The following is a 22620-nucleotide window of genomic DNA, read 5'->3' as shown; positions in this document are numbered from 1 at the left end:
CGCCTGTGGTGAGGAACCTGGGATGAAATTCGACCGTTTCGCGCAATCGCTGGCCAACTGGACAGGTCGGCCCATGTCATTCGGCATTGCACTGCTGCTGATCCTGGCCTGGGGCATCAGCGGGCCGCTGTTCGATTTCAACGACACCTGGCAATTGGTCATCAACACCTCGACCACCATCATCACCTTCCTGATGGTGTTCCTCATCCAGAACACCCAGAACCGCGACAACGACGAACTGCACATCAAGATCGACGAATTGCTGCGCACCACCCATCGCGCGCACAAGGCGCTGCTGGACCTCGAAGACATGGACCCGGCGCAGTTGCATGCCTTGCGCAAGCAGTATCAACGGATGGGCGAGCACGCCGACGACAAGCAAGTGTCCGACGAACCAGCTCGCGACTGAAGGTCTGTCCGTTTCACTGGAATGACCCGCCAAACTCTGGAGGCAAGCATGGCCAGACATATCATCCACTTCACCGGCCCGATCAATTCATCCACCTGCGGCAACCTGATCAACACCTGTTCCAAGGCGCTGCAACAAGGTGCGGACATCCTGCAACTGAACATCGCCACCATGGGCGGAGAGTGCAGTTATGGCTTCACCCTGTACAACTACCTGCGGGGCCTGCCGGTACCCTTGCATACCCATAACCTGGGCACCGTCGAGTCGATGGGCAATATCCTCTTCCTGGCCGGCGAACACCGCACCGCCTGTGCCCGCAGCAAGTTCCTGTTCCACCCGTTCCACTGGACGCTGCACGGCTCGGTGGACCATGCGCGCATGGCCGAATATGCGATGAGCCTGGATTATGACTTGCGCCTGTACGCGCAGATCGTTGCCGAGCGTACCGAAGGAAGCATCGAGGTGCTGGACACCACCCGCTACCTGATGGCCTATCCGCGCATACTCGGGCCTCAGGAGGCACTGGACAGTGGGATGATCCATGCCATCGATGAAATGCCAATCGAAGCCGAAGCGCCCCAATGGAGCGTCCACGCGTGACAGCAAAGTTCGCAAATTTCATGCTCGGCGATTGCAATCGACGCTCGGTTCGATCACCAGGTGCGCAAGCATTTGCTTCGACAGTGTTTCACGCCACCGGTCGGCCCTGCGTTTTCCGATTGAGCAGAGGCGCTCATCGCCGGTTCGGAAACAAGGCATGGCAATGATTCATGCGTTTATTCATCCCAGCGCAAGGAGATACGACATGGCTCGTGACCAAGAGCGGAGCGGACAACGTGGCGGCACCAAGCAAACCAATCCCGGCAACTTCGCCAATGACCGGGAGCGGGCGTCGCGGGCAGGCCACAAGGGCGGGCAGGCCTCTGGCGGGAATTTCGCCAACGACCGTGAGCGGGCCGCCGAAGCCGGTCGCAAAGGCGGCCAGAACAGCCACGGCGGCGGCCGTCAACCGCACTGAATGGCGAATACAGCGAGGCCTGCGAGCCTCGCTTCATTTTGTCCGACAATTTTTTTGAATCTTTCCCGCCAGGCATCACTCCATCAAATGTCATCCATGGAGAACAGGAGGGCCGCGTGATGCCTAATCCCCAGCTTTACATCATCGACTACCAGCTGCACGGCGAGCCGCGCAGTTTCATCATTCGCCTGGACCGGCTGGACAATGCCGAGGCTTGGCATTGGGCAAGCTGCGATGCGGGGATAGGTATCATTCCCAAATTCGGACGGGAAAAGATCAAGAAGGTCAGCAGGCCCATGGCCGAGCGCTACGGGATCACCGAAGTGCGCTGGCGGGTGTCGGGGGAAAAGGCTGCGTCGGCCCATCAGGCACCCGATTCCGGATCGCTGGCCGGGACGCCGGGACGGTTCTGATCGTCGTCGGCAACATTCGGGTCGGTATCGGGGTCGTCGGCCCGATCGTTGCGTTGTTCAGGGTCCAGTTCGGGCCAATCGTCCTGAGCGTTGCCGCCGCCCATTTGCAGGGTCAGGTTCATGAGGATTTCCTCCGCTACGTTTGCTATTGAGAGCGCTGCGTCGCGGAGGATGATCATTTTGCCTGGCGGCAGTGCGACCAACGGCGATGGATGAAGTTGTGAACCCCTGTAGGAGCCGGCTTGCCGGCGATAGGGCCCATGTAGCCGATACAAGACCTTCGCCTTACAGGACTGCGAGCACAGGTGATCTTCAGGGGCGCTTGAGCACCAGCGTCAGGATGTCATAGCTGGCCACCAGCTCACCCAGCTGGTTGGTCACCTCGACATCCCACGCCACCACACCTTGCGGTTGCCCCAGCGGACTGGTCTTGCCCTGGTCGATCTTGCGCTTGCAGGTCAGCCGGGCCTGGATGGTGTCGCCGATGCCCACCGGGTTGATGAAGCGCAGGGTGTCCAGCCCGTAGTTGGCCAGCACCGGCCCCGCACCTGGCGAAACGAACAGGCCAGCCGCCGCCGACAGCACGAAGTAGCCGTGGGCGATGCGCTTGCCGAATTGCGATTCCTTGGCGGCGATCTCGTCGAAGTGCATGTAGAAATGGTCGCCCGAGAGGCAACCGAAGTTGACCAGGTCGGCTTCGGTCACGGTACGGCGGTGGGTCAGCAGCGATTCGCCGATCTGCAGCTCCTCGAAGTAACGACGGAATGGGTGCACTTCGGTCTCAATCACCTCGCCACCGCGTACATATTCCCCGGTCACGGCGCTGAGCATGCTCGGCGAACCCTGTACCGCAGCACGCTGCAGGTAATGCTTGACCGCGCGCAGACCGCCCAGCTCCTCACCACCACCGGCGCGGCCAGGGCCGCCGTGCTTGAGCTGTGGCAGCGGCGAGCCGTGGCCGGTGGATTCCTTGGCGGCTTCGCTGTCCAGCACCAGCAGGCGGCCGTGCCAGGCGGCGGCGACCGGGATGGCCTTGGCAGCCACGGCGCGGTCGGCGGTCACCAGCGAAGCGACCAGGCTGCCTTTGCCGCGCGCGGCCAGGGCCAGGGCCTCGTCGAGGTCGTCGTAGGCCATCAGAGTGCTGACCGGACCGAACGCCTCGATGTCATGGGCACCGCCGTCGGCGTGCGGATCGCGGGCCTGGAGCAGGGTCGGGGCGAAGAACGCACCTTCTGCAACCCCCTCGCCACGTGGGGCGAAGCCGTCGCTGGCGCCGAACAGCTGGTCACAGCTCTGCAGCAGGGCTTGCACGCGCTCGCCGACGTCGCGCTGCTGGTCATGGGAGGCCAGGGCGCCCATGCGCACGCCTTCCACCGACGGGTCGCCCACCACCACTTTGCTCAGGCGCTCGCGCAGGCGCGTGGCAACGGCGTCCAGATGCTTGGCCGGGACGATGGCGCGGCGGATGGCGGTGCACTTCTGCCCAGCCTTGGTGGTCATTTCGCGGACCACTTCCTTGATGTACAGGTCGAACTCTTCGCTGTCCGGGGTGACATCCGGGCCAAGGATGGCGCAGTTGAGCGAATCGGCCTCGGCGGTGAACGGCACCGAGTTGCGGATCAGGTTAGGCGTGACACGCAGTTTGGCCGCGGTATCGGCGGAGCCGGTGAAGGTCACCACGTCCTGGCCCTGCAGGCGGTCGAGCAGATCGCCCGTGCTGCCGATCACCAGTTGCAGGCTGCCCTCGGGCAGCAGGCCCGAGGCGTTCATCAGGCGCACCACGGCTTCGGTCAGGTAGCTGGTCGAGGTCGCGGGCTTGACGATGCACGGCATGCCGGCCAGGAAGGTCGGGGCGAACTTTTCCAGCATGCCCCAGATCGGGAAGTTGAAGGCGTTGATGTGCACGGCGACACCGGCACGCGGCACCAGGATATGGCTGCCGGCGAAATGGCCTTGCTTGCCCAGCGGGATCGCCGGGCCTTCGTGCACCAGGTTGCCCGAGGGCAGCTCACGGCTACCGATACCGGCGTAGGAGAACAGCGTGGCATTGCCGCCCTCGATGTCGATCCAGCTGTCGGCGCGAGTGGCGCCACTGTGGTGGGACAGCGCGTAGAGCTGTTCCTTGCGCTCGGCCAGGTACAGGGCCAGGGCCTTCAGGCGCGCGGCGCGCTGCTGGAAGTCCATGGCCATGAGCGAGGCCAGGCCGCGCACGCGGGCGAAGTCCACGGCTTCGGCGAAGTCCGGGCGCTCTTCGTGGCTGAAGGCCAGGACGTGGCCGTCGAGGGCGCTGCGCAGGGCCTGGGCGCCGTGCTGGCCGATCCAGCGGCCGGCGATGAAGCTCTGCAGGGTTGGGGCGTCAGACATGCTGTTCTCCGTACTTTTCTCGAAAAGGGGGGCGCTGTTACCACAGCGCCAGGGTGTAGCCGATGATCAGGCGGTTTTCATCCACGGCGTTGGTCAGGCCATTGCCGGAACGGAAGGTGACGTTGCGCCAGCGCAGGCTCACGTCCTTGAACGGGCCGCTCTGGATCACATAGGTCAGGTCGCTGTCACGCTCGCGCTCGCGGCCATTGCTGACCGTCGCGGTTTCGGCGTGGCGGCCGTCGGTGTAGCGGGTCATGAAGCTCAGGCCGGGAATGCCCAGGCCGACGAAGTCGTAGTCGTAGCGCACCTGCCAAGAGTCGAGCCCGGCGCGGGTGAAGGTGTTGAAGGTCACCAGGTTGACGGTGAACGGGTCGCCGCCATTGACGAACGGGAAGGCGCTGTCACCGGACATCTGCTGCCAGGTGGCAGTGAACTTGTGGGCCTTCACGCCCAGGGTGAACATGGCGTTGAAGTTGCGGTTGTCGATGTTGCCGGCGCGTTCGGCGCCGTCGTTGCGGCTGTCGAAGTAGCGCAGGTCGCTGCGCAGGCTCAGGCCTTCGCCCAGTGGGCGGGTGTCGACCAGGCCGACGAACTGCTGGCGGTAGATGTCTTCGAGCTTGCCGTAGTAGTAGCTGACGCTGGTCTGCGGGGTGATGGCGTAGCTGCCGCCGGCAAAGTCCAGGTGGTCGCTGGTGGCCGCGCCCAGGCCCATGTCGTCGCGGCCGGACGAATCGCGCAGGTTGACCTTGTCCAGGCGCCCGGCGTTGAGCGTCAGGTTGCCGATGTCCTGGCTGGTCAGCTGGCCGCCCTGGAAGGTCGAGGACAGCAGGCGGGTGTCGTTGTACATCACCACCGGCAGCATGGGCTGCAGGGTGCCCATGCGCAGGGTGCTCTTGGACACCCGCAGCTTGCCGGTCAGGCCCAGCTCGCTGTAGTCGTCGACCGGCTCATGGCTGTTCGGGCCGAACGGCAGCAGGCCGGTGTTGCGGCGGTCCGGGCTGGAATCGAGCTTGATGCCGAGCTGGCCCATGGCATCCAGACCGACACCCACCGGGCCGTCGGTGAAACCGGACTCGACCCGCGCGGTGAAGCCCTGACCCCATTCTTCGGCTTTGGCCTGGGGCGCATTGTGCTGGCGGAAGTCACGGTTGATGTAGTGGTTGCGCAGGTCCAGCCGCGCGTGGCTGTCGCCGATGAAGTCGGCCATGGCCGGCAAGGGCAGGGCGAGCGTGGCCAGCCAGGCGGCGGACTTGAGGTGCATGCGGTTCATTGTTGTTATACCCGACATATTCGAAGGTCAGTGCTTGCTGGCGCCGGCAGCGCCGATACCGGTCATGGAGCGGATGAACTGGGCCAGGTAGCGGCCACGCTCTTGCACCGCGCGCTCGGATCCGTCTGTGACCGAGAACACCCAGGCGCCGAAGAACGCCACGCTCATGGAGAACAGCGCCGGGTTGCTGTAGGGGAACAGCGGCTGCTGGTTGTGCAGCACGTTGACCCACACCGCCGGGCCCAGCACCACCAGGACGATCGCCGAGACCAGGCCGGTCATGCTGCCGGCCACCGCACCGCGGGTGGTCAGGCCTTTCCAGAACATCGAGAGCAGCAGCACCGGGAAGTTGACCGACGCCGCCACGGCCAGCACCAGTCCGGACAGGAAAGCAATGTTCTGCGACTCGAACACCAGGCCCAGCACCACCGCGAGCATGCCGATCACCAGGGTGGCGATGCGCGAAACGCGCATTTCTTCCTGCTCGCTGGCCTGGCCCTTGCGCACGACGCAGGCGTACAGGTCATGGGACACCGCAGACGCACCGGAAAGCGCCAGGCCCGCGACCACGGCGAGGATGGTGGCGAAGGCCACGGCGGAGATGAAACCGAGGAACAGGTTGCCACCCACGGCTTGCGCCAGGTGCACGGCGACCATGTTGCCGCCGCCGATGATCGCGCCGGCGGCATCGCGGTAGGCGGGCTCGGTGCCGACCATGACGATGGCGCCGAAGCCGATGACGATCAGCAACAGGTAGAAGTAACCGATGAAGCCGGTGGCGTAGAACACGCTCTTGCGTGCTTCCTTGGCGTCGCTGACGGTGAAGAAGCGCATCAGGATATGCGGCAGGCCCGCGGTGCCGAACATCATGCCCAGGCCCAGCGAGATCGCATCCACGGGGTTCGACAGCAACCCCCCAGGCGCCATGATCGCCTGGCCCTTGGCATGCACCGCCACGGCGCTGGCGAACATTGTCTCGGTGCTGAAACCGAAGTGCTTGAGCACCATGAAGGCCATGAAAGTGGTGCCCGACAGCAGCATCACCGCCTTGATGATCTGCACCCAGGTGGTGGCCAGCATGCCGCCGAAGGTGACGTAGGCGACCATCAGCACACCGACCAGCATCACCGCGTACAGGTAGTCGATGCCGAACAGCAGCTCGATCAGCTTGCCGGCGCCGACCATCTGCGCCACCAGGTACATCAGCGCCACGGCCAGGGTGCCGAACGCCGAGCTCAGGCGCACCGGGGTCTGCGCCAGGCGGTACGAGACCACATCGGCGAAGGTGTACTTGCCCAGGTTGCGCAGGCGCTCGGCGATCAGGAACAGGATGATCGGCCAGCCGGCCAGCACGCCCAGGGCATACAGCAGGCCGTCGTAGCCGTTCATGAACATCATCGCGGAAATGCCCAGGAAGGACGCAGCGCTGATCATGTCGCCGGCGATCGCCAGGCCGTTCTGCATGCCGGTCAGGCCGCCCCCAGCGGTGTAGAAGTCGCTGGCCGAACGGGTGCGCATTGCTGCCCAGCGGGTCACCAGCAAGGTGAAGCAGACGAACACCATGAACATCGAGATGGCGGTCCAGTTCATTGCGCGCACTCCTGCTTGACCTTGTCGTTGAGCGGGTCGAGCACATTGTTGGCGCGGTGCACGTAGATGCCGGTGAGGGCGAAGGACAGCAGCACCATGAGCACCCCGACCAGCATGCCGACGGTGGTCACGCCGCCGCTCAGGGATTGGCCCAGGGTGCTGGGCGAGAACGCCACCAGCAGGACGAAGCCGTAGTAGATCACCAGCATGGCCAGGGTCAGGCTGCCGTTGAGGCGGCGCTTGCGCCGCACCAGGTGCTGGAAGTCGGGGTGATTGCTGATGCTTTCGATGTGTTCTGGAGTCATGCAAGCGATCTCTGGGTCTTGTAATTGTTTTTTGAGGTCACGCGGGTGTTGCGGGGTTGCACAGGGCCCCCTCGCCAGCAAGCTGGCTCCCATAGGGTCAGCGCAAATCCTTGTGGGAGCCGGCTTGCCGGCGATGAAGTCAGAGCTGGTCGAAATCGAGTACCACCTTGTCGCTCACCGGGTAGGTCTGGCACGACAGCACATAGCCAGCCGCCACCTCGTAGTCCTCCAGCGCATGGTTGCTGTCCATTTCCACCTCGCCTTCGATCACCCGGCACTTGCAGGTCGAGCACACGCCGGCCTTGCACGAATAGGGCAGCTCGGCGCCGATGGCATTGCCGGCATCCAGCACGTTCTGGGTGTTGCGCGGCAGGTCGAAGCTCAGTGCCCGGCCATCGCTGATCACGGTGATGTGGCTCAGCGCCGAGTCCACCTGGCGCGCTGCCTCGCGGGCTTCGCGACGGGCTTCGCTGCCGGCGGCGGCGAACAGCTCGAAGTGGATGCGCTCCTTGGCCATGCCGTTGGCCTGCAGGCTGTCACGCACGGTCTCGGTCATCGCCTGTGGGCCGCAGATGAACGCAGCGTCCAGGTTGGCCACATCCATCCAGCGGGAGAACAGCTGACCGCACTTGTCGGCGTCGATGCGGCCGTTGTACAGGTCGACATCCTGCTGCTCGCGGCTGAACACGAAGATCAGGTTCAAGCGGTCGAGGTAGAGGTTCTTCAGGTCTTCGAGCTTGTCGCGAAACAGCGCGCCGGAACTCGAGCGGTTGCCGTACAACAAGGTGAAGCGGCTGTTCGGCTCGCGGGCCAAGGTGGTGGCGATGATCGACAGGATCGGGGTAATGCCGCTGCCGGCGGCCACGCCCAGGTAGTTACCCTCGCGCGCCGGGTCCAGGGGCACGAAGAAGCTGCCGGACGGTGGCATCACTTCCAGTTGCTGGCCGGCCTTGAGCACTTCGTTGGCAAAGGCCGAGAAACGCCCACCGGGCACGCGCTTCACCGCCACGCGCAGTTCGCCGTCATTGACCGCGCTGCAGATGGAGTAGGAGCGGCGGACTTCTTCGTTGTTCAGCTGGGTGCGCATCACCAGGTACTGGCCCTGGGTGAAGCGGAAGGCGTCCTCCAGGTGCGCCGGCACGTCGAAGGCAATCGATACCGCATCGCGGGTTTCAGGACGCACTTGCTTGATGGTCAGGCTGTGAAACTGGCTCATGGGGTTCTCCACGGCTCAAATGCATTTGAAATAGTCGAACGGCTCCAGGCACTCGCGGCAGCGATACAGCGCCTTGCAGGCCGTGGAGCCGAACTGGCTGAGCAGTTCGGTGTTGTCGCTGGCGCACTGCGGGCAGCACACCTGCGGCGCCTCGCCAAGCAGGCTGCGCTTGCTGGCGCTGCCCTGGGGCGGGGCGATGCCATAGGCGCGCAGGCGTTCGCGGCCCAGGTCGCTGATCCAGTCGGTGCTCCAGGCCGGGGTCAGCCGGCGCTCGAGGTCCGGCGCGGTGAATCCGGCGTGCTCCAGCGCCTGACGAATATCGCCCTCGATCACTTCGGTGGCAGGGCAACCAGAGTAGGTCGGGGTGACCACCAGGTGCAGATGCCCGGCGCGCCAGTCGAGGTCGCGGACAATGCCGAGGTCGACCACGCTGACCACCGGCACTTCCGGGTCCATGACCTGGCCCAGCACCTCCCAGGCGCGGGCCAGGTCATCGCCGCGTGGCGCACGGGCGCCACGGTCACCGACGATCAGCTCACCAGGTTGCATCGGGGTAGGCCCTTGGCAGGAACTGCATCTCGGCCAGCAACAGGCCCAGGTGCTCGGTGTGCAGGCCTTGGCGGCCACTCAGGTAGAAGTGGTTGGCCGCCTTGGGCAGCGGCAGGTCGACCGAGGCGAACACGTGGCTCACCTGTTGCAGCCACGCCGCGCCCACCTGGGCGGGGTCGGCAGCGATACCGGCTTCGGCCAGTGCCACTTCGCTGTCGCTACCCGCCGTGAGTTCCACGGTGAAGCGCCACAAGGCAGGAATCGCTCCGAGCATGCGCCGACGGCTCTCGTCGGTACCGCCGCCCAGGCGCTGCACCCACTCGCTGGAGCGGCGCAGGTGATAGGTGACTTCCTTCAGGGCCTTGGCGGCGATGCCAGCGACACGTCCGTCGCTGGAGTCGGCCAGGCGCTGCAGTACGGCGTGGTGCCAGGCGTCATAGAAGAACTGCTTGGCCATGGTCACGGCGAAATCGCCGTTGGGCTGCTCGACCAGCAGCAGGTTGCGGTACGCCCGCTCGTCGCGGCGAAACGCCAGGGCATCGGCGTCGCGGCCGTCATCCAGCAGTTCGGCGGCATATTCCAGCCAGTTGCGGGCCTGGCCGACCAGGTCCAGGCCGACGTTCATCAGGGCCAGTTCTTCTTCCAGTGCCGGTGCGTGACCGCACCATTGGCACAGGCGCTGGCCCTGGACCAGGGCGCTGTCGCCGAGCAGCAACAGGTAGGGGATGAGTGCTTGCTTGTGCATGGCCAACCTCACATGTGCCCGACTTCGTCGGGCAGTTCGTAGAAGCTGGCGTGGCGGTAGACCTTGTCGTCCGACGGTGCGAACAGCGGGTCTTTCTCGTCGGGCGAGGAGGCGGTGATCAGCGCCGAAGGCACTACCCACAGGCTCACGCCTTCGCTGCGACGGGTGTACAGCTCACGGGCATTCTCGATGGCCATGGCGGCGTCGGCAGCATGCACGCTGCCGACATGCTTGTGGTTCAGGCCGTGCTTGCTGCGCACGAACACTTCGTAGAGGGTCCAGACAGACATGTTCAATCTCCGCATCAATCGCCGTCAGGCGGCGTTCTTGTTCTGTTGCTTGCGTGCATAGGCCACGGCCGCTTCGCGAACCCAGGCGCCATCCTCGATGGCCTTGCGCCGGGTGGCGACGCGCTCCTGGTTGCAGGGGCCGTTGCCCTTGATCACTTCGTAGAACTCTTCCCACTGGATTTCGCCGAAGTCGTAGTGGCCGCGGGCCTCGTTCCACTTCAGGTCCGGGTCCGGCGCAGTGCAGCCGAGCAGCTCGAGCTGCGGCACGGTCTGGTCGATGAAGCGCTGGCGCAGTTCATCGTTGGTCTGGCGCTTGATCTTCCAGGCCATCGACTGGGCGCTGTTGGGCGAGTGTTCGTCGCTGGGGCCGAACATCATCAGAGCCGGCCACCACAGGCGGTTGATGGCGTCCTGGACCATGTCCTTCTGCGCCTGGGTACCCTCGCGCATCATGGTCAGCAGCAGCTCGTAGCCCTGGCGCTGGTGGAAGCTCTCTTCCTTGCAGATACGGATCATCGCGCGGGAGTAGGGGCCGTAGGAGGTGCGCTGCAGCACCACCTGGTTGACGATGGCGGCGCCATCGACCAGCCAGCCCACCGCGCCCATGTCGGCCCAGCTCAGGGTCGGGTAGTTGAAGATGCTCGAATACTTGGCCTTGCCGCTGTGCAGCTTGGCGACTTCCTCGTCGCGGTCGGCACCGAGGGTTTCCATGGCGCTGTACAGGTACAGGCCGTGGCCGGCTTCGTCCTGGATCTTGGCCATCAGTTGCAGCTTGCGCTTGAGGCTCGGGGCACGGGTGACCCAGTTGCCTTCGGGCAGCATGCCGACGATTTCCGAATGGGCGTGCTGGGAGATCTGCCGGATCAGGGTCTGGCGGTAGGCCTCAGGCATCCAGTTCTTGGCTTCGATCTTGATTTCGGCGTCGATCTTCTCCTGGAAGTTGCGCTCTTCGGGCGACATCTCTTCCAGCGACTTGACGCGTTTGACTCCGGTTTCCACTAGCTGTGCGTACATGTTCCGACTCCTGCGAAGGCATGAGTCATTTGTAAGCGATACAAAACACAACGTCAAACAGTTTTATGTGTATCAGATAAGATTTATGTGTCGGATTGGTCGGCTCGGGTTTTGCTTTGGCGCGTAAAACAAGCGCCGCCCGCGCGGCGCATCGCGAGCTCTGCTCGCTCCTACGTTTGTTTCGGGCCAATTTCCCTGTGGGATTTGCGCGCGAACGCCTTGGCGCAATGCGCGATATCGCGTCGTACAGGCAAGCCGGTCGCGCGCGTCTGCCACAGGCCTCACTGGCCCGAAACAAACGTAGGAGCGAGCAGAGCTCGCGATGCGCCGCGCGGGCGGCGCTCGATCTCGCAGGCGGCAAATCCCTAGCGGCGGGCAAAAAAAGCCCCGGACCAGGCCGGGGCGCAAAAGGCAGCTGATGAATCAGCCGGCCAACCGTTTGTCGAACACGTGGCACGCCTTGCCTTCGGAGCGCTTGAGCGTGCCGCAGGGCTGCAGCCGCACCAGGGTGCTGATGCCGATGTACGTCTTGATCTGCTTGGTCAATTCACCCGTGATCAGCTTGCGCTGGCCCTCGTCAAGGTTTTGGCATTCGGCACGCAGCTCCACATGCACTTCGACACTGTCCAGGTTGCCATTTCGATACAGATGAATCTCATAAAGCTCTGAAAGCTGTTTTATTTTCAGTACCTGTTCCTCGATCTGGGTCGGGAACACATTGACCCCGCGGATGATCAGCATGTCATCGCTGCGCCCGGTGATCTTGCCGATACGCCGCATCGGCCGCGCCGTGCCCGGCAGCAGACGGGTCAGGTCGCGGGTGCGGTAGCGCACCATCGGCAGCGCCTCCTTGCTCAGCGAGGTGAACACCAGTTCGCCAAGTTGGCCGTCAGGCAGCACCGCGCCGGTCACCGGGTCGATGATCTCGGGGTAGAAGTGATCTTCCCAGATGGTCGGGCCATCCTTGGTCTCGATGCACTCCATGGCCACGCCCGGGCCCATGATTTCCGACAGACCGTAGATGTCCAGGGCATCGATGCCCAGGCGCTGCTCGATGGAGCGGCGCAGCTCATCCGTCCAGGGCTCGGCACCGAAGATGCCCAGGCGCAGCTTGAGGTCGTTCGGGTCGATACCCTGGCGCTCGATCTCGTCGGCCAGGTTGAGCATGTAGGACGGCGTGACCATGATGATGTCGGGCTGAAAGTCACGGATCAGCTGCACCTGCTTCTCGGTCTGGCCGCCGGACATCGGGATCACCGTGCAACCCAGGCGTTCGGCGCCGTAGTGGGCGCCCAGGCCGCCAGTGAACAGGCCGTAGCCGTAGGACACATGCACCTTGTCGCCCTTGCGGCCACCGGCAGCGCGGATCGAGCGGGCAACCACGTTGGCCCAGGTGTCGATGTCGTTCTGCGTGTAGCCGACCACCGTCGGCTTGCCGGTGGTGCCGCTGGATGCGTGCAGACGCACCACTTCCTCTTGGGGGACGGCGAACATGCCGTAGGGGTAGTTGTCGCGCAGGTCGTTCTTGCCGGTGAAGGGGAACTTGGCCAGATCGTCGAGTGATTTCAGGTCATCGGGGTGAGCGCCGCATTCGTCGAAGCGCTTGCGGTACAGCGGCACGTTGTCGTAGGCGTGCTTCAGGCTCCAGCGCAAACGTTCCAGCTGATGCTGACGCAGGGCGTCGATCGAGGCAGTTTCCATCGGGTCCAGCAGGGCACGATCGGCTTTATGGTACATATTCATGTCATCACTCGAATTGTTCTTGTAGACCGGCCCTGCCGTGCGAGCAGCAAGGCCGTGAGTGTCATTGACGCAGCATAACCGGCGGCGTCGCGTTCAGTAACAAGCCATTGGTCAGAGGCGCTCGATGACCATGGCGATGCCTTGGCCGACGCCGATGCACATGGTGCACAGGGCGTAGCGTCCGGCGGTTTCTTCCAGTTGGTGCAGGGCGGTGGTGACCAGGCGGGCACCGCTCATGCCCAGCGGGTGGCCGAGGGCAATGGCGCCGCCGTTGGGGTTGACCCGCGGGTCGTCGTCCTGCAGGCCAAGCTCGCGCAACACGGCCAGGCCCTGGGCGGCGAACGCCTCGTTGAGTTCGATCACATCCATGTCGTCCAGCGACAGGCCGGTCAGGGCCAGCACCTTGCGGGTCGCCGGCACCGGGCCGATGCCCATGATGCGTGGCCCGACGCCTGCCACAGCCATGCCGACGATTCGTCCACGGGCCTTGAGGCCATGGCGACGGGCGGCTTCACTGCTGGCCAGCAGCACTGCGCAGGCGCCATCGTTGACCCCCGAGGCGTTGCCGGCGGTGACGCTGCCGCCCTGGCGGAACGGCGTGCCGAGCTTGGCCAGTTGTTCGAGGCTGGTATCGGCGCGCGGGTGTTCGTCATGCTCGACGCGCAGGGCCGGGCCTTTGCGCTGGGCAATCTCCACCGGCACGATCTCGCGGGCCAGTCGGCCACGCGCCTGGGCGGCAGCCGCCTTGTGCTGGCTGCGCAGGGCGAAGGCGTCCTGGTCGGCACGGGAAATGCCGAACTGCTCAGCCACGTTCTCTGCGGTTTCCGGCATCGAGTCGATGCCGTACTCGGCCTTCATCAGCTTGTTGACGAAACGCCAGCCGATGGTGGTGTCGAACAGCTCCGCGCTGCGGCCAAAGGCCTGCTCGGACTTGCCCATGACGAACGGCGCGCGCGACATCGACTCGACCCCGCCAGCCAGCATCAGCCCGGCCTCGCCGCAGCGCAGTGCGCGGGCGGCATTGCCGATAGCGTCCATGCCCGAGCCGCACAGGCGGTTGATTGTGGTGCCCGGTACGTCGATCGGCAAGCCCGCCAGCAGCGTGGCCATGCGGGCAACGTTGCGGTTGTCTTCGCCGGCCTGGTTGGCGCAGCCGAGGATCACATCGTCGATGGCCTGCCAGTCCAGTTCCGGGTGGCGCGCGACCAGCGCCTTGATCGGTACCGCGGCCAGGTCGTCCGCACGCACGCTGCTCAAGGCACCGCCGTAGCGGCCGATCGGCGTGCGCACGGCGTCGATGATCAGCGCCTCGGAAAGGGTGTGTTCAGTCATCTTGCTTCTCCTGCGCGAGCACAGTGCCGCGCACTTTGTAGGATTTGCCATGGAACAGGGCGATCAGCTCGCCGCGCTGGTTTTCGATGCGCACGTCATACAGGCCGGTGCGCCCCTTGCGGCTCTGCTCGCTGGCGCTGGCGGTAAGCAGGTCGCCGCACAGCGCCGGGGCGACATAGTCGATGCTGCAGCCCAGGGCGACGGTGGCTTCGTCATAGCTGTTGCAGGCGAAGGCAAAGGCCGAGTCGGCCAGGGCAAAGAGGAAGCCGCCATGGCAGGTGCCGTGGCCCTGGATCATGTCGGCGCGTACCGGCATGCGCAGGCAGGCACGCCCAGCGCCGGCGTCGAGCAGCTGGATGCCCAGCGCCTGGGTCGCCTGGTCGCGGGAGTACATGGCGTCGGCGCAGGCCCGGGCCAGTTCGTCGGGGGTGCGTTGCAGGTCAGTCATGCAGGCGAACTCCTTGGGCATCGATGCGGCGCAGCAGCAGGGAAGGGCGGTAGCGGCTTTCGCCATAGCTGCGCTGCAGGTTGTCCAGCACGCGCAAGGTGTAGCCGATGCCGATCTGCTCGGCCCAGGCCAGCGGGCCACGTGGGTAATTGACCCCGGCGCGCATGGCCAGGTCGATGTCGGCAGCGCTGCCGACGCCTTGCAAGACAGCGTCGGCAGCCTCGTTGGCGAGCATGGCCACGGTGCGCAGCACCACCAGGCCGGGCAGGTCGGCCACGGCCGCTACCTGAAGGCCGGCTCGCTGCAACAGCGCCACGGCCTGGTCGCGGGCGTCGCTGGTGGTATCGGCGGACCAGCTGATGGCGATGCGCGAGGCACTGCGGTAATCCAGAGCCAGGTCGACCAGCACCAGGTTGCGCAGGCCCTCTTCACGGGCACGCTGGCTGGCCAGACGGCCATCGGACAGCGCCAGGGTTGCATCGCCGACCAGAATCAGGCCGCGACCGTCGCGCTGGGTAACGCCCAGCCCGCGGTCGCGCAAACGTTCGACCAACGGCTGCAGTGCGCCCAGGTCACCCTCGACCACGCAGCGCTCGACCGTCAGCGGGCTTTCCAGCACGGCGGCTTGAGGGCGTTGCGCGCCTTCGGCGTAGCTATAGAAGCCGTGGCCGCTCTTGCGTCCCAGGCGGCCGGCATCGACCAGTTCCTTCTGCACCAGCGAGGGCTGGAAACGGAAGTCGCCATAGAACGCATCGAACACCGAGCAGGTCACGGCGTAGTTGACGTCATGGCCGATCAGGTCGGTCAGCTCGAACGCACCCATGCGGAAACCGCCGGCGTCGCGCAGCAGCGCATCCAGGGTGGCGCAATCGGCCGCGCCTTCCTGGAGCAGGCGCAGGCTTTCGGCATAAAAGGGCCGGGCCACGCGGTTGACGATGAAGCCCGGGGTGGAGCGCGCATGTACCGGCTGCTTGCCCCAGGCTTTGGCCGTCTGGTAAAGGCATGCGGCGATGGCCGGCTCGGTGGCCAGGCCCGAGACGACCTCGACCAGGGCCATCAGTGGCGCAGGATTGAAGAAGTGCATGCCAATCACTTGCTGCGGCCGCTGAAGGCCGGCGGCCAGGCTGGTGATCGACAGCGACGAGGTGTTGCTGGCGAGGATGCAGTCGGGCGCGCACAGGGCTTCGAGCTGCCGCAGCAGGCCTTGTTTGACTTGCAGGTTCTCGACGATGGCCTCGATCACCAGGCGGGCATCGGCCAGGGTCTCGATCGCATCGACAGGTTGCAGGCGGGCGACGATCGCCTGCCGGGCATCTGCCTGCAACTTGCCTTTTTCCACCAGGCGCCCGAGTTGCTGGTCGATCCCGGCAATCGCCTGGGCCGAGGCACCTGGGCGGTTGTCATAGAGTTTCACCGGGTGCCCGGCCTGGGCCGCGACCTGGGCGATGCCGGCGCCCATGGCACCGGCACCGATCACCGCCACCAGAGCGTTCGTGTCGAGTGCAGTCATGTTCAGCGACCCTTGAATTCAGGTTTGCGCTTGTTCATGAAGGCGCTGACGCCCTCACGATAGTCCTCGCTGCGTCCGGCCAGGCGTTGCAGGTCGCGCTCCATCTCCAGCTGCTGGTCGAAGCTGTTGTCGAAGCTGGCATTGAGGCTGCGTTTGATCAGGGCCAGGCCATAGGTCGGCTGGCTGGCCAGGTGGCGCGCCAGGGTCAGGGCTTCGTCGCGCAGGTCGGCATCCTCGACCACGCGGTGGATCAGGCCCCAGCGTTCGGCTTGCTCTGCGCTCAGGCGATCGCCCAGCATGGCCAGCGCCTTGGCCCGGGCCATGCCGACCAGACGCGGCAGCAGCCAGGTGCCCCCGGAGTCCGGCACCAGGCCGATCTTGCAGAAGGCCTGGATGAAGCTGGCCGAACGCGCCGCCAGTACCAGGTCGCAGGCCAGTGGCAGGTTTGCCCCGGCACCGGCAGCCACGCCATTGACGGCGCAGATCACCGGCATAGGCAGGTCGCGCAGGGTGCGCACCAGCGGGTTGTAGAAACGCTCGATGGACTCGCCGAGGTCCGGCATGGCGGCCCCCGGCGCGACATTGCGGTCGGACAGGTCCTGGCCTGCGCAGAAGCCACGGCCTTCGCCGGTCAGCAGCAGCACCCGGGCCTGGTCACTCTGGCGTACTTGCATGAGGGCTTCGCGCACCTCCTGGTGCATCTGCGTATTGAAGCTGTTCAACTGCTCGGGCCGGTTCAGCGAGAGGAAGGCAACGCCGTCCTCGATGGAAAACAGGATGTGCTCGAAAGTCATCGGACTCGCTCCGTCAGGCGGTGGAAAGGGCAGGTCAACGGCCTTTGAACTGGGCCGGGCGTTTTTCCTGGAAGGCGCGTATGCCCTCGTTGCGGTCGGCGGTGCCGGCCAGCAGGGTGAAGGCGTGGCGCTCGAAGCGCAGGCCACTGGCAAGGTCGGTGTCGCCGGCCTTGAGCAGCGCTTCCTTGGCCAGACGTACGGCCAGCGGGGCCTTGGCGGCAATGCTGCGGGCAATGTGCATGGCCCGTTCGACGGTCAGTTCAGGTTGGGTGATTTCGCTGACCAGGCCGGCCTGCAACGCGTGATGGGCGGCAATGGTTTCGCCGGTCAGTACCATCTGCATCGCCAGCGGCTTGCCGACGGCGCGCAGCAGGCGTTGGGTGCCACCTGCGCCGGGGATGATGCCCAGGTTGATTTCAGGTTGGCCGAAGCGGGCATCGAAGCCGGCAATGACGATGTCGGCACACATCGCCAGTTCGCAGCCACCGCCGAGCGCGTAGCCGTTGACGGCCGCGATCAGTGGCTTGGAAAAGGCGGCGATACGTTGCCAGTGGCCAACGCGCGGGTCGTTGAAGATGCCCACCAGGTCGCGCTCTGCCATTTCGCCGATGTCGGCGCCGGCGGCGAACGCCTTGCGGCTGCCTGTGATGACCACGGCGCGGGTCTGCTCGTCGCGGTCGGCGCTGTCCAGTTCGCTGGCAAGCTCCGCCAGCAGTTCGGTGCACAAGGCATTGAGTGCTTCCGGCCGTTGCAGGGTGACCAGGCGAACACCGTGTTCCGGTGCTTGCACGTGGAGATAACGCGGCATGTGAGGGTCCTCAGGCTGCTCGCACGGCGCATCGAGTGGCCGGCGTTTCTTGGAATTGTTTGCGGGGTCCACGGGTACCCGTGCCCAGGTGCAGCAAGTATAAGCACCATGTGATACATGAAAGCAATAGCAGGCTGTCGTTTGTGTATCTTATGATCAAATGATCGTCGTTGCCTCATTGCTCGAAAACCCATGGCTTCAGCGGGTTGATAAGGTTTGACGAAAAACCTGTTTACGATACAAGATCGTCATACGTTGCGAATCATTTAAGGATAAACCCCATGCCTTGCTACCGCCTCGATGGCTTGACCCCGGTGGTCGACCCGACCGCCTATGTGCACCCCAGTGCCGTACTGATCGGTGATGTGATCGTCGGCCCGCGTTGCTACGTCGGCCCGCTGGCCTCCTTGCGGGGCGATTTCGGCCGCATCGTCCTGGAAGAGGGCGCCAACCTGCAGGACACCTGCGTGATGCACGGTTTTCCGGGTGGCGACACGGTGATCGAGCGCAACGGCCACGTCGGCCATGGCGCGGTGCTGCACGGCTGCCGGGTGGGCGAGGACGCGTTGATCGGCATGAATGCCGTGGTGATGGACGGCGCTCACATCGCGCCGCGCTGCATCGTCGGCGCCACGGCTTTCGTCAAGGCTGGCTTCACCTGCAGCGAACAGAGCCTGGTGATGGGCTCGCCGGCGCAGGTCAAGCGTCCGCTGACCGAGCAGGAACTGGCCTGGAAGCAGCGCGGCACCGCCGAGTACCAGCGGCTGAGCGAGCGCTGCATGGCCAGCATGGTCGAATGCTCGCCGCTGACCGAGGCCGAGTTGCATCGCCCACGCATGGGTGACAACGGCCACCGGCCCAAGGGCGAGGAGGGCGCATGAACCTTCCTGCCACGCGCCATGGCCAGGCAGGCCGCGGCACAGGTATAGTCGGTGCTTTATCCGCGCACAGTTCCTCCATGAGCAACCTCGCCCCGCTGAATACCTTGATCACCCGCTTCCAGGAGCAGACCCCGATCCGCGCCAGTTCGCTGATCATCACCCTCTACGGTGATGCCATCGAACCCCACGGTGGCACGGTCTGGCTTGGCAGCCTGATCAACCTGCTGGAGCCGATCGGCATCAATGAACGGCTGATCCGCACCTCGATCTTCCGCCTGACCAAGGAAGGTTGGCTGACCGCTGAAAAGGTTGGCAGACGCAGTTACTACAGCCTGACCGGCACCGGTCGGCGGCGCTTCGAAAAAGCCTTCAAGCGGGTCTACAGCCCGAGCCAGCCCGCCTGGGACGGCGCCTGGACCCTGGTGCTGCTGTCGCAGCTCGACGCCAGCAAGCGCAAGGCCGTGCGTGAAGAGCTGGAATGGCAGGGCTTTGGCGTGATGGCACCGAACGTGCTGGGCTGCCCCCGGGCAGACCGCAACGACCTGGCCGCGACCCTTCGTGAGCTGGAGGCGAGCGACGACAGCATCGTCTTCGAAACCCACACCCAGGAAGTGCTGGCATCCAAGGCCATGCGCGCGCAGGTGCGGGAAAGCTGGCGGATCGACGAGCTGGGGCTGCAATACAGCGAATTCATCCAGCTGTTCCGGCCCTTGTGGCAAAGCCTCAAAGAGCAGGCCGAGCTCAATGCCCAGGATTGCTTCCTGGCGCGTACCTTGCTCATCCACGAGTACCGCCGGTTGCTGCTGCGCGACCCGCAGCTCCCCGACGAGTTGCTGCCAGGGGACTGGGAAGGCCGGGCCGCGCGGCAGCTGTGCCGCAACCTGTATCGGCTGATCTTCGCCAAGAGCGAAGAGCTGCTCAACGCCGCCCTGGAAACCGCAGACGGCCCGCTGCCGGATGTGAACGAGAGTTTCTACAAACGCTTCGGCGGCCTGGTCTAGGCAGCGCCTGCCTGGGTAAATGGCATGCGCATCGGGCGTTGCCGGGCCAGCAGCCAGTCGCAGTACCGTGCAACGCCTTGCTCGACGGTCGAAGTAGCATCCGTGAAGCCGGCACTGCGCAGGCCTTGCAGGTCGGCGCAGGTGTAGCACTGGTACTTGCCACGCAAGTGCTCGGGAAACGCCGTGTATTCCAGCACCCCTTTGCGCAAGGCAGCCTGCAGCGACAACGGGGTGCGGCCTTGCTGGCCACGCAAGCGATTGATGACTGCCAGCGCCACATCGTTGAACGGCTGGGCGCGGCCGCTGCCGACATTGAAGATGCCGCTCAGGTGCGGGTGATCGAGGAAGTGCAGGTTCACCTTCACCACGTCATCCACCGAGACGAAGTCGCGTAGATGACCGCCGCTGGGGTAGTCGCCGTAACGGCCGAACAGGCTCACCTTGCCATGGGCCTGGTACTGGTTGAAGCAGTGCAGGGCGACGGACGCCATCGCGCCCTTGTGCTGCTCGCGAGGCCCGTAGACATTGAAGTAGCGCAGCCCGACGACCTGACTGCGCACAGTTGGCAGCAGCCGGCGGACATACTGGTCGAAGAGAAACTTGGAGTAGCCGTATACGTTCAGCGGCTGCTCGTGTTCGCGGTCCTCGCGAAAGACTTCTCCCGCACCATATACGGCCGCCGAGGAGGCGTAGAGCAGAGGGATCTGCTGGTCCTGAGCGGCCGCGAGCAGATCGCAGCTGTAGCGGTAGTTGTTCGCCATCATGAAGCGCCCGTCGCCTTCGACGGTGCTGGAGCAGGCGCCTTGATGGAGCACGGCGCGTACCTTGCCGAACTGGCCCTGGCGCAAGCGCTCGAGGAAATCGTCCTTGTCCAGGTAGTCGGCGATGTCGCAGTCGGCCAGGTTGCGAAACTTGTCGCCGTCGGTCATGTCGTCGACGGCGATGATCCGGGTTTCGCTACGCAGGTTGAGCGCTTTTACCAGATTACTGCCGATGAAACCGGCGGCGCCGGTCACGATGATGGTCATGCCTGGTCCCCCAGGGAGGGTGAGGAGTGCATAGTCTGGGGGAGGTGAGCAGTGCCAGGGTTAATCTGGGTCAATAAACGCGTCGGCAGCGAGGATCACAGGCAATAGAATTCGCTGACCTCTGCCACCACCTCGCGTTTGGCATCGTACAAGCGTGCCTCCGGCGTCAGCGCCATCGAGCGAGCCTCCAGCAAGTAACGCTCGCCCGCTTTGAAATGCGCGTATGGAATGGTCAGGTAGCACTCCCGAACAGTGGTCCCACCCATCACACTCATGCCACCGCCACCGCCCACTTCATAGTCGAAGCGCACGAGCAACACATGGCTACCTGGGCTGACCTGGAAAAAACGCCCGTCGCGCAAACGCTCGTTATCCAGGCGTTCGGCCATCAATACCCTGTCGTTGGGGAATGGCACCGAGAGATCGACCCAGGCCATTCGTGTGTTGGCGGTTGGCATAGGCGCCTGACAACCAGCAACTGCCGTGATTGCCAGCAACAGCATCGACCTGAGCATGATCTGTGTCCCGAGTGAGAGTGGTTTCAGGATACCGCCAACTCGCCCGGTTGGCGCATTGTCACAGTGGATTGAAGGCGTTTCGACTGGTGAGCATTAGTTCGCCGGCGGAGCAGGGAGCTGGTTAACACGGACCAATAATATAACTAAACTAAATGAATATTTAGTATAGCTATAATTTAATCTTATATATAAGTCAGGGGAGGCGCCGCGCCATCCACACCCTCAGGCCACCGCAATCCGGGTCTTCCACGCAGTGATCCAGCACTTCGAAGCCATGATCCTGTAGTTGTTCCGTATATTCGTGCGGGTCCAGGCTGGCGTGATAAAGCGTTTCGCCCTGGAACTCACCGAGGGCCTCGCCAAGCGCCGTGCCGCTGGTAAACATCAGCCATGCGCCAGGTGCCGCATGGCGCTGGAAAATTGCAAACATGCGGCGTTGGTCGTCAGGCTTGAGATGGAAAAAACTGTTCCAGGCCAGGATCCCGGCGAACGTTTGATCCAGGCCCAGTATGCGCATGTCAGCCTCGATCCATTGCTGATTCGGGAAACGTGCGGTGCACAGCGCGATCATGTGCGCTGAAGCATCCACACCAACGACTGACAAACCGGCTTCGATCAGATGACGCGCAACGGGCTGGCCGGATCCGCAGCCCAGATCAAGGACGGTGGCCGAAGACCGCAGCCGCGAACGGAAGCGTTCGATCCATTTGCGTTCAGTCAGGCGATTGCCGCGCAGGCGATCCCAGGTCGAGGCGTTGCGGTTATAGAGATCGATGATCTGATCGGCAAATGGGTGGTCAGGCATCGGTGACGTCCTTGAATGGAAAGTGGCCATCCTGGAGGGATCGCGTGGGGTTGAATGTACCCTGGGTGTGGCCCGTGTGGAATATCTGAATGTGCGCATAATGCATATTATGTTAAATCTCATAATCACGACTGCCAAGCAGCGTGTCAGCGTTTCCTAATGATCGGTGTCACCGTCGCGAATTGCGGACACTTTTAACCCATCAACCCCTAGAGCCCTCTACTCACTTGGCTTCCAGCGATTCTGCATTGCTCACATGCGCCTCCATTCCGACGAAATACGGACACTTTTGCTGCCAAACGATTTCCGTAATCCACTGATTTTATTGGGGCGCACGTTGATACGATGGTTTGAACCGCTTTATCCAATTCCTTCGCTATCTGGACATTCGTGACCACTGCAGCACTGGCGTACGCATCGCTACAAGCCATGGAAACCGGCGCCTCCAGCTGTTTCTGCACATACGCGGACACTTTCTTCGTCGTGAGTCGAGCCGCATTATGCGGACACTTACCGAGATTTCTAGCCCTGTTTGGCTTGGTAAGCTACTCACGCCAAAGTGAACTCAG

The 22620-nt window shown here is 64.1% G+C and carries 23 protein-coding genes and 2 pseudogenes; 6 read left to right on the top strand and 19 right to left on the bottom strand.

Translation table 11 applies throughout. From position 1 onward, the window contains the following. The first annotated feature begins 22 nt into the window (after positions 1–22). The 4 genes and pseudogenes from PPL01S_RS14490 (at position 23) to PPL01S_RS24695 (ending at position 1840) form a co-directional block, all read left to right on the top strand. Entirely contained in the window at positions 23–409 is a 387-nt protein-coding gene (locus PPL01S_RS14490) for a low affinity iron permease family protein (RefSeq protein WP_028625899.1), read from the top strand. 48 nt (positions 410–457) lie between these two features. Further along, on the top strand, positions 458–1009 hold the full coding sequence (locus PPL01S_RS14485) for an ATP-dependent Clp protease proteolytic subunit (protein WP_028625898.1): 552 nt from the start codon (positions 458–460) through the stop codon (positions 1007–1009). Positions 1010–1265: 256 nt separating this feature from the next. Continuing rightward, a pseudogene (locus PPL01S_RS14480) lies at positions 1266–1427 on the top strand (con-10 family general stress protein); the annotation flags it as partial. 119 nt (positions 1428–1546) lie between these two features. Continuing rightward, positions 1547–1840 (top strand): DUF6555 family protein, encoded by a 294-nt coding sequence (locus PPL01S_RS24695; RefSeq protein ID WP_028625897.1) that lies wholly within the window; start codon positions 1547–1549, stop codon positions 1838–1840. Here PPL01S_RS24695 and PPL01S_RS25130 read toward each other — a convergent pair. The 16 genes and pseudogenes from PPL01S_RS25130 to paaF all read right to left on the bottom strand — a co-directional run bounded on the left by PPL01S_RS25130 (position 1792) and on the right by paaF (position 17818). After that, complete coding sequence (locus PPL01S_RS25130; protein ID WP_156042671.1) at positions 1792–1962, bottom strand: hypothetical protein; 171 nt, start codon at positions 1960–1962, stop codon at positions 1792–1794. The genes PPL01S_RS24695 and PPL01S_RS25130 overlap by 49 nt on opposite strands. A 190-nt stretch (positions 1963–2152) precedes the next feature. Next, entirely contained in the window at positions 2153–4204 is a 2052-nt protein-coding gene (gene paaZ / locus PPL01S_RS14475; RefSeq protein WP_028625896.1) for a phenylacetic acid degradation bifunctional protein PaaZ, read from the bottom strand. 37 nt (positions 4205–4241) lie between these two features. Beyond that, positions 4242–5474, bottom strand: a complete 1233-nt coding sequence (locus PPL01S_RS14470; protein ID WP_028625895.1) for an OprD family porin — start codon at positions 5472–5474, stop codon at positions 4242–4244. Positions 5475–5501: 27 nt separating this feature from the next. Next, positions 5502–7070: pseudogene (locus PPL01S_RS14465) on the bottom strand (cation acetate symporter); the annotation flags it as partial. Further along, on the bottom strand, positions 7061–7369 hold the full coding sequence (locus PPL01S_RS14460; protein WP_016391704.1) for a DUF485 domain-containing protein: 309 nt from the start codon (positions 7367–7369) through the stop codon (positions 7061–7063). The pseudogene PPL01S_RS14465 and the gene PPL01S_RS14460, both read right to left, overlap by 10 nt. Positions 7370–7508: 139 nt before the next feature. Next, a complete protein-coding gene (paaE, locus tag PPL01S_RS14455; RefSeq protein WP_016391703.1) occupies positions 7509–8585 on the bottom strand; it encodes a 1,2-phenylacetyl-CoA epoxidase subunit PaaE in 1077 nt (358 codons plus the stop codon). 15 nt (positions 8586–8600) lie between these two features. Further along, complete coding sequence (gene paaD, locus PPL01S_RS14450) at positions 8601–9134, bottom strand: 1,2-phenylacetyl-CoA epoxidase subunit PaaD (RefSeq protein ID WP_016391702.1); 534 nt, start codon at positions 9132–9134, stop codon at positions 8601–8603. Continuing rightward, entirely contained in the window at positions 9121–9879 is a 759-nt protein-coding gene (gene paaC, locus PPL01S_RS14445) for a 1,2-phenylacetyl-CoA epoxidase subunit PaaC (protein WP_016391701.1), read from the bottom strand. The genes paaD and paaC overlap by 14 nt, the downstream gene beginning before the upstream one ends. Before the next feature lie 8 nt (positions 9880–9887). Continuing rightward, the gene (gene paaB / locus PPL01S_RS14440; RefSeq protein WP_004374528.1) at positions 9888–10169 is read right to left on the bottom strand and encodes a 1,2-phenylacetyl-CoA epoxidase subunit PaaB; all 282 of its coding nucleotides are present in this window, start codon (positions 10167–10169) and stop codon (positions 9888–9890) included. A gap of 24 nt (positions 10170–10193) precedes the next feature. Beyond that, positions 10194–11183, bottom strand: a complete 990-nt coding sequence (gene paaA, locus PPL01S_RS14435) for a 1,2-phenylacetyl-CoA epoxidase subunit PaaA (RefSeq protein WP_016391700.1) — start codon at positions 11181–11183, stop codon at positions 10194–10196. A gap of 423 nt (positions 11184–11606) precedes the next feature. Continuing rightward, entirely contained in the window at positions 11607–12926 is a 1320-nt protein-coding gene (gene paaK / locus PPL01S_RS14430) for a phenylacetate--CoA ligase PaaK (protein WP_016391699.1), read from the bottom strand. A gap of 111 nt (positions 12927–13037) precedes the next feature. Next, positions 13038–14258 carry a 3-oxoadipyl-CoA thiolase gene (gene pcaF / locus PPL01S_RS14425; protein ID WP_028625893.1) on the bottom strand — a complete coding sequence of 407 codons (1221 nt, stop codon included), beginning with the start codon at positions 14256–14258 and terminating at the stop codon, positions 13038–13040. Next, complete coding sequence (gene paaI, locus PPL01S_RS14420) at positions 14251–14706, bottom strand: hydroxyphenylacetyl-CoA thioesterase PaaI (protein ID WP_016391697.1); 456 nt, start codon at positions 14704–14706, stop codon at positions 14251–14253. Before paaI ends, pcaF begins: the two co-directional genes overlap by 8 nt. After that, complete coding sequence (gene paaH / locus PPL01S_RS14415; protein ID WP_016391696.1) at positions 14699–16216, bottom strand: 3-hydroxyacyl-CoA dehydrogenase PaaH; 1518 nt, start codon at positions 16214–16216, stop codon at positions 14699–14701. The genes paaI and paaH overlap by 8 nt, the downstream gene beginning before the upstream one ends. A gap of 2 nt (positions 16217–16218) precedes the next feature. Further along, the gene (gene paaG, locus PPL01S_RS14410; protein WP_028625892.1) at positions 16219–17010 is read right to left on the bottom strand and encodes a 2-(1,2-epoxy-1,2-dihydrophenyl)acetyl-CoA isomerase PaaG; all 792 of its coding nucleotides are present in this window, start codon (positions 17008–17010) and stop codon (positions 16219–16221) included. 34 nt (positions 17011–17044) lie between these two features. Next, positions 17045–17818 carry a 2,3-dehydroadipyl-CoA hydratase PaaF gene (paaF, locus tag PPL01S_RS14405; protein WP_028625891.1) on the bottom strand — a complete coding sequence of 258 codons (774 nt, stop codon included), beginning with the start codon at positions 17816–17818 and terminating at the stop codon, positions 17045–17047. Positions 17819–18099: 281 nt separating this feature from the next. Between paaF and paaY the strand changes: the two genes are divergently transcribed. Both paaY and paaX read left to right on the top strand, forming a co-directional pair. Continuing rightward, positions 18100–18699 carry a phenylacetic acid degradation protein PaaY gene (gene paaY, locus PPL01S_RS14400; RefSeq protein WP_016391693.1) on the top strand — a complete coding sequence of 200 codons (600 nt, stop codon included), beginning with the start codon at positions 18100–18102 and terminating at the stop codon, positions 18697–18699. Positions 18700–18776: 77 nt separating this feature from the next. Further along, a complete protein-coding gene (paaX, locus tag PPL01S_RS14395) occupies positions 18777–19700 on the top strand; it encodes a phenylacetic acid degradation operon negative regulatory protein PaaX (protein ID WP_016391692.1) in 924 nt (307 codons plus the stop codon). On the opposite strand, the gene rfaD is transcribed toward paaX, so the two are convergent. From rfaD to PPL01S_RS14380, 3 genes are all read right to left on the bottom strand, one after another. Then, positions 19697–20728 carry an ADP-glyceromanno-heptose 6-epimerase gene (rfaD, locus tag PPL01S_RS14390; protein ID WP_028625889.1) on the bottom strand — a complete coding sequence of 344 codons (1032 nt, stop codon included), beginning with the start codon at positions 20726–20728 and terminating at the stop codon, positions 19697–19699. The genes paaX and rfaD overlap by 4 nt on opposite strands. Before the next feature lie 95 nt (positions 20729–20823). Continuing rightward, positions 20824–21243 carry a PA0061/PA0062 family lipoprotein gene (locus PPL01S_RS14385; protein WP_028625888.1) on the bottom strand — a complete coding sequence of 140 codons (420 nt, stop codon included), beginning with the start codon at positions 21241–21243 and terminating at the stop codon, positions 20824–20826. Positions 21244–21439: 196 nt separating this feature from the next. After that, a complete protein-coding gene (locus tag PPL01S_RS14380; RefSeq protein WP_028625887.1) occupies positions 21440–22051 on the bottom strand; it encodes a class I SAM-dependent DNA methyltransferase in 612 nt (203 codons plus the stop codon). Positions 22052–22620: the final 569 nt, after the last annotated feature.

The sequence above is a fragment of the Pseudomonas plecoglossicida NBRC 103162 = DSM 15088 genome (assembly GCF_000730665.1).
Lineage (GTDB): Bacteria > Pseudomonadota > Gammaproteobacteria > Pseudomonadales > Pseudomonadaceae > Aquipseudomonas > Aquipseudomonas plecoglossicida.
This window is presented reverse-complemented; position numbering and strand designations above follow the sequence as displayed.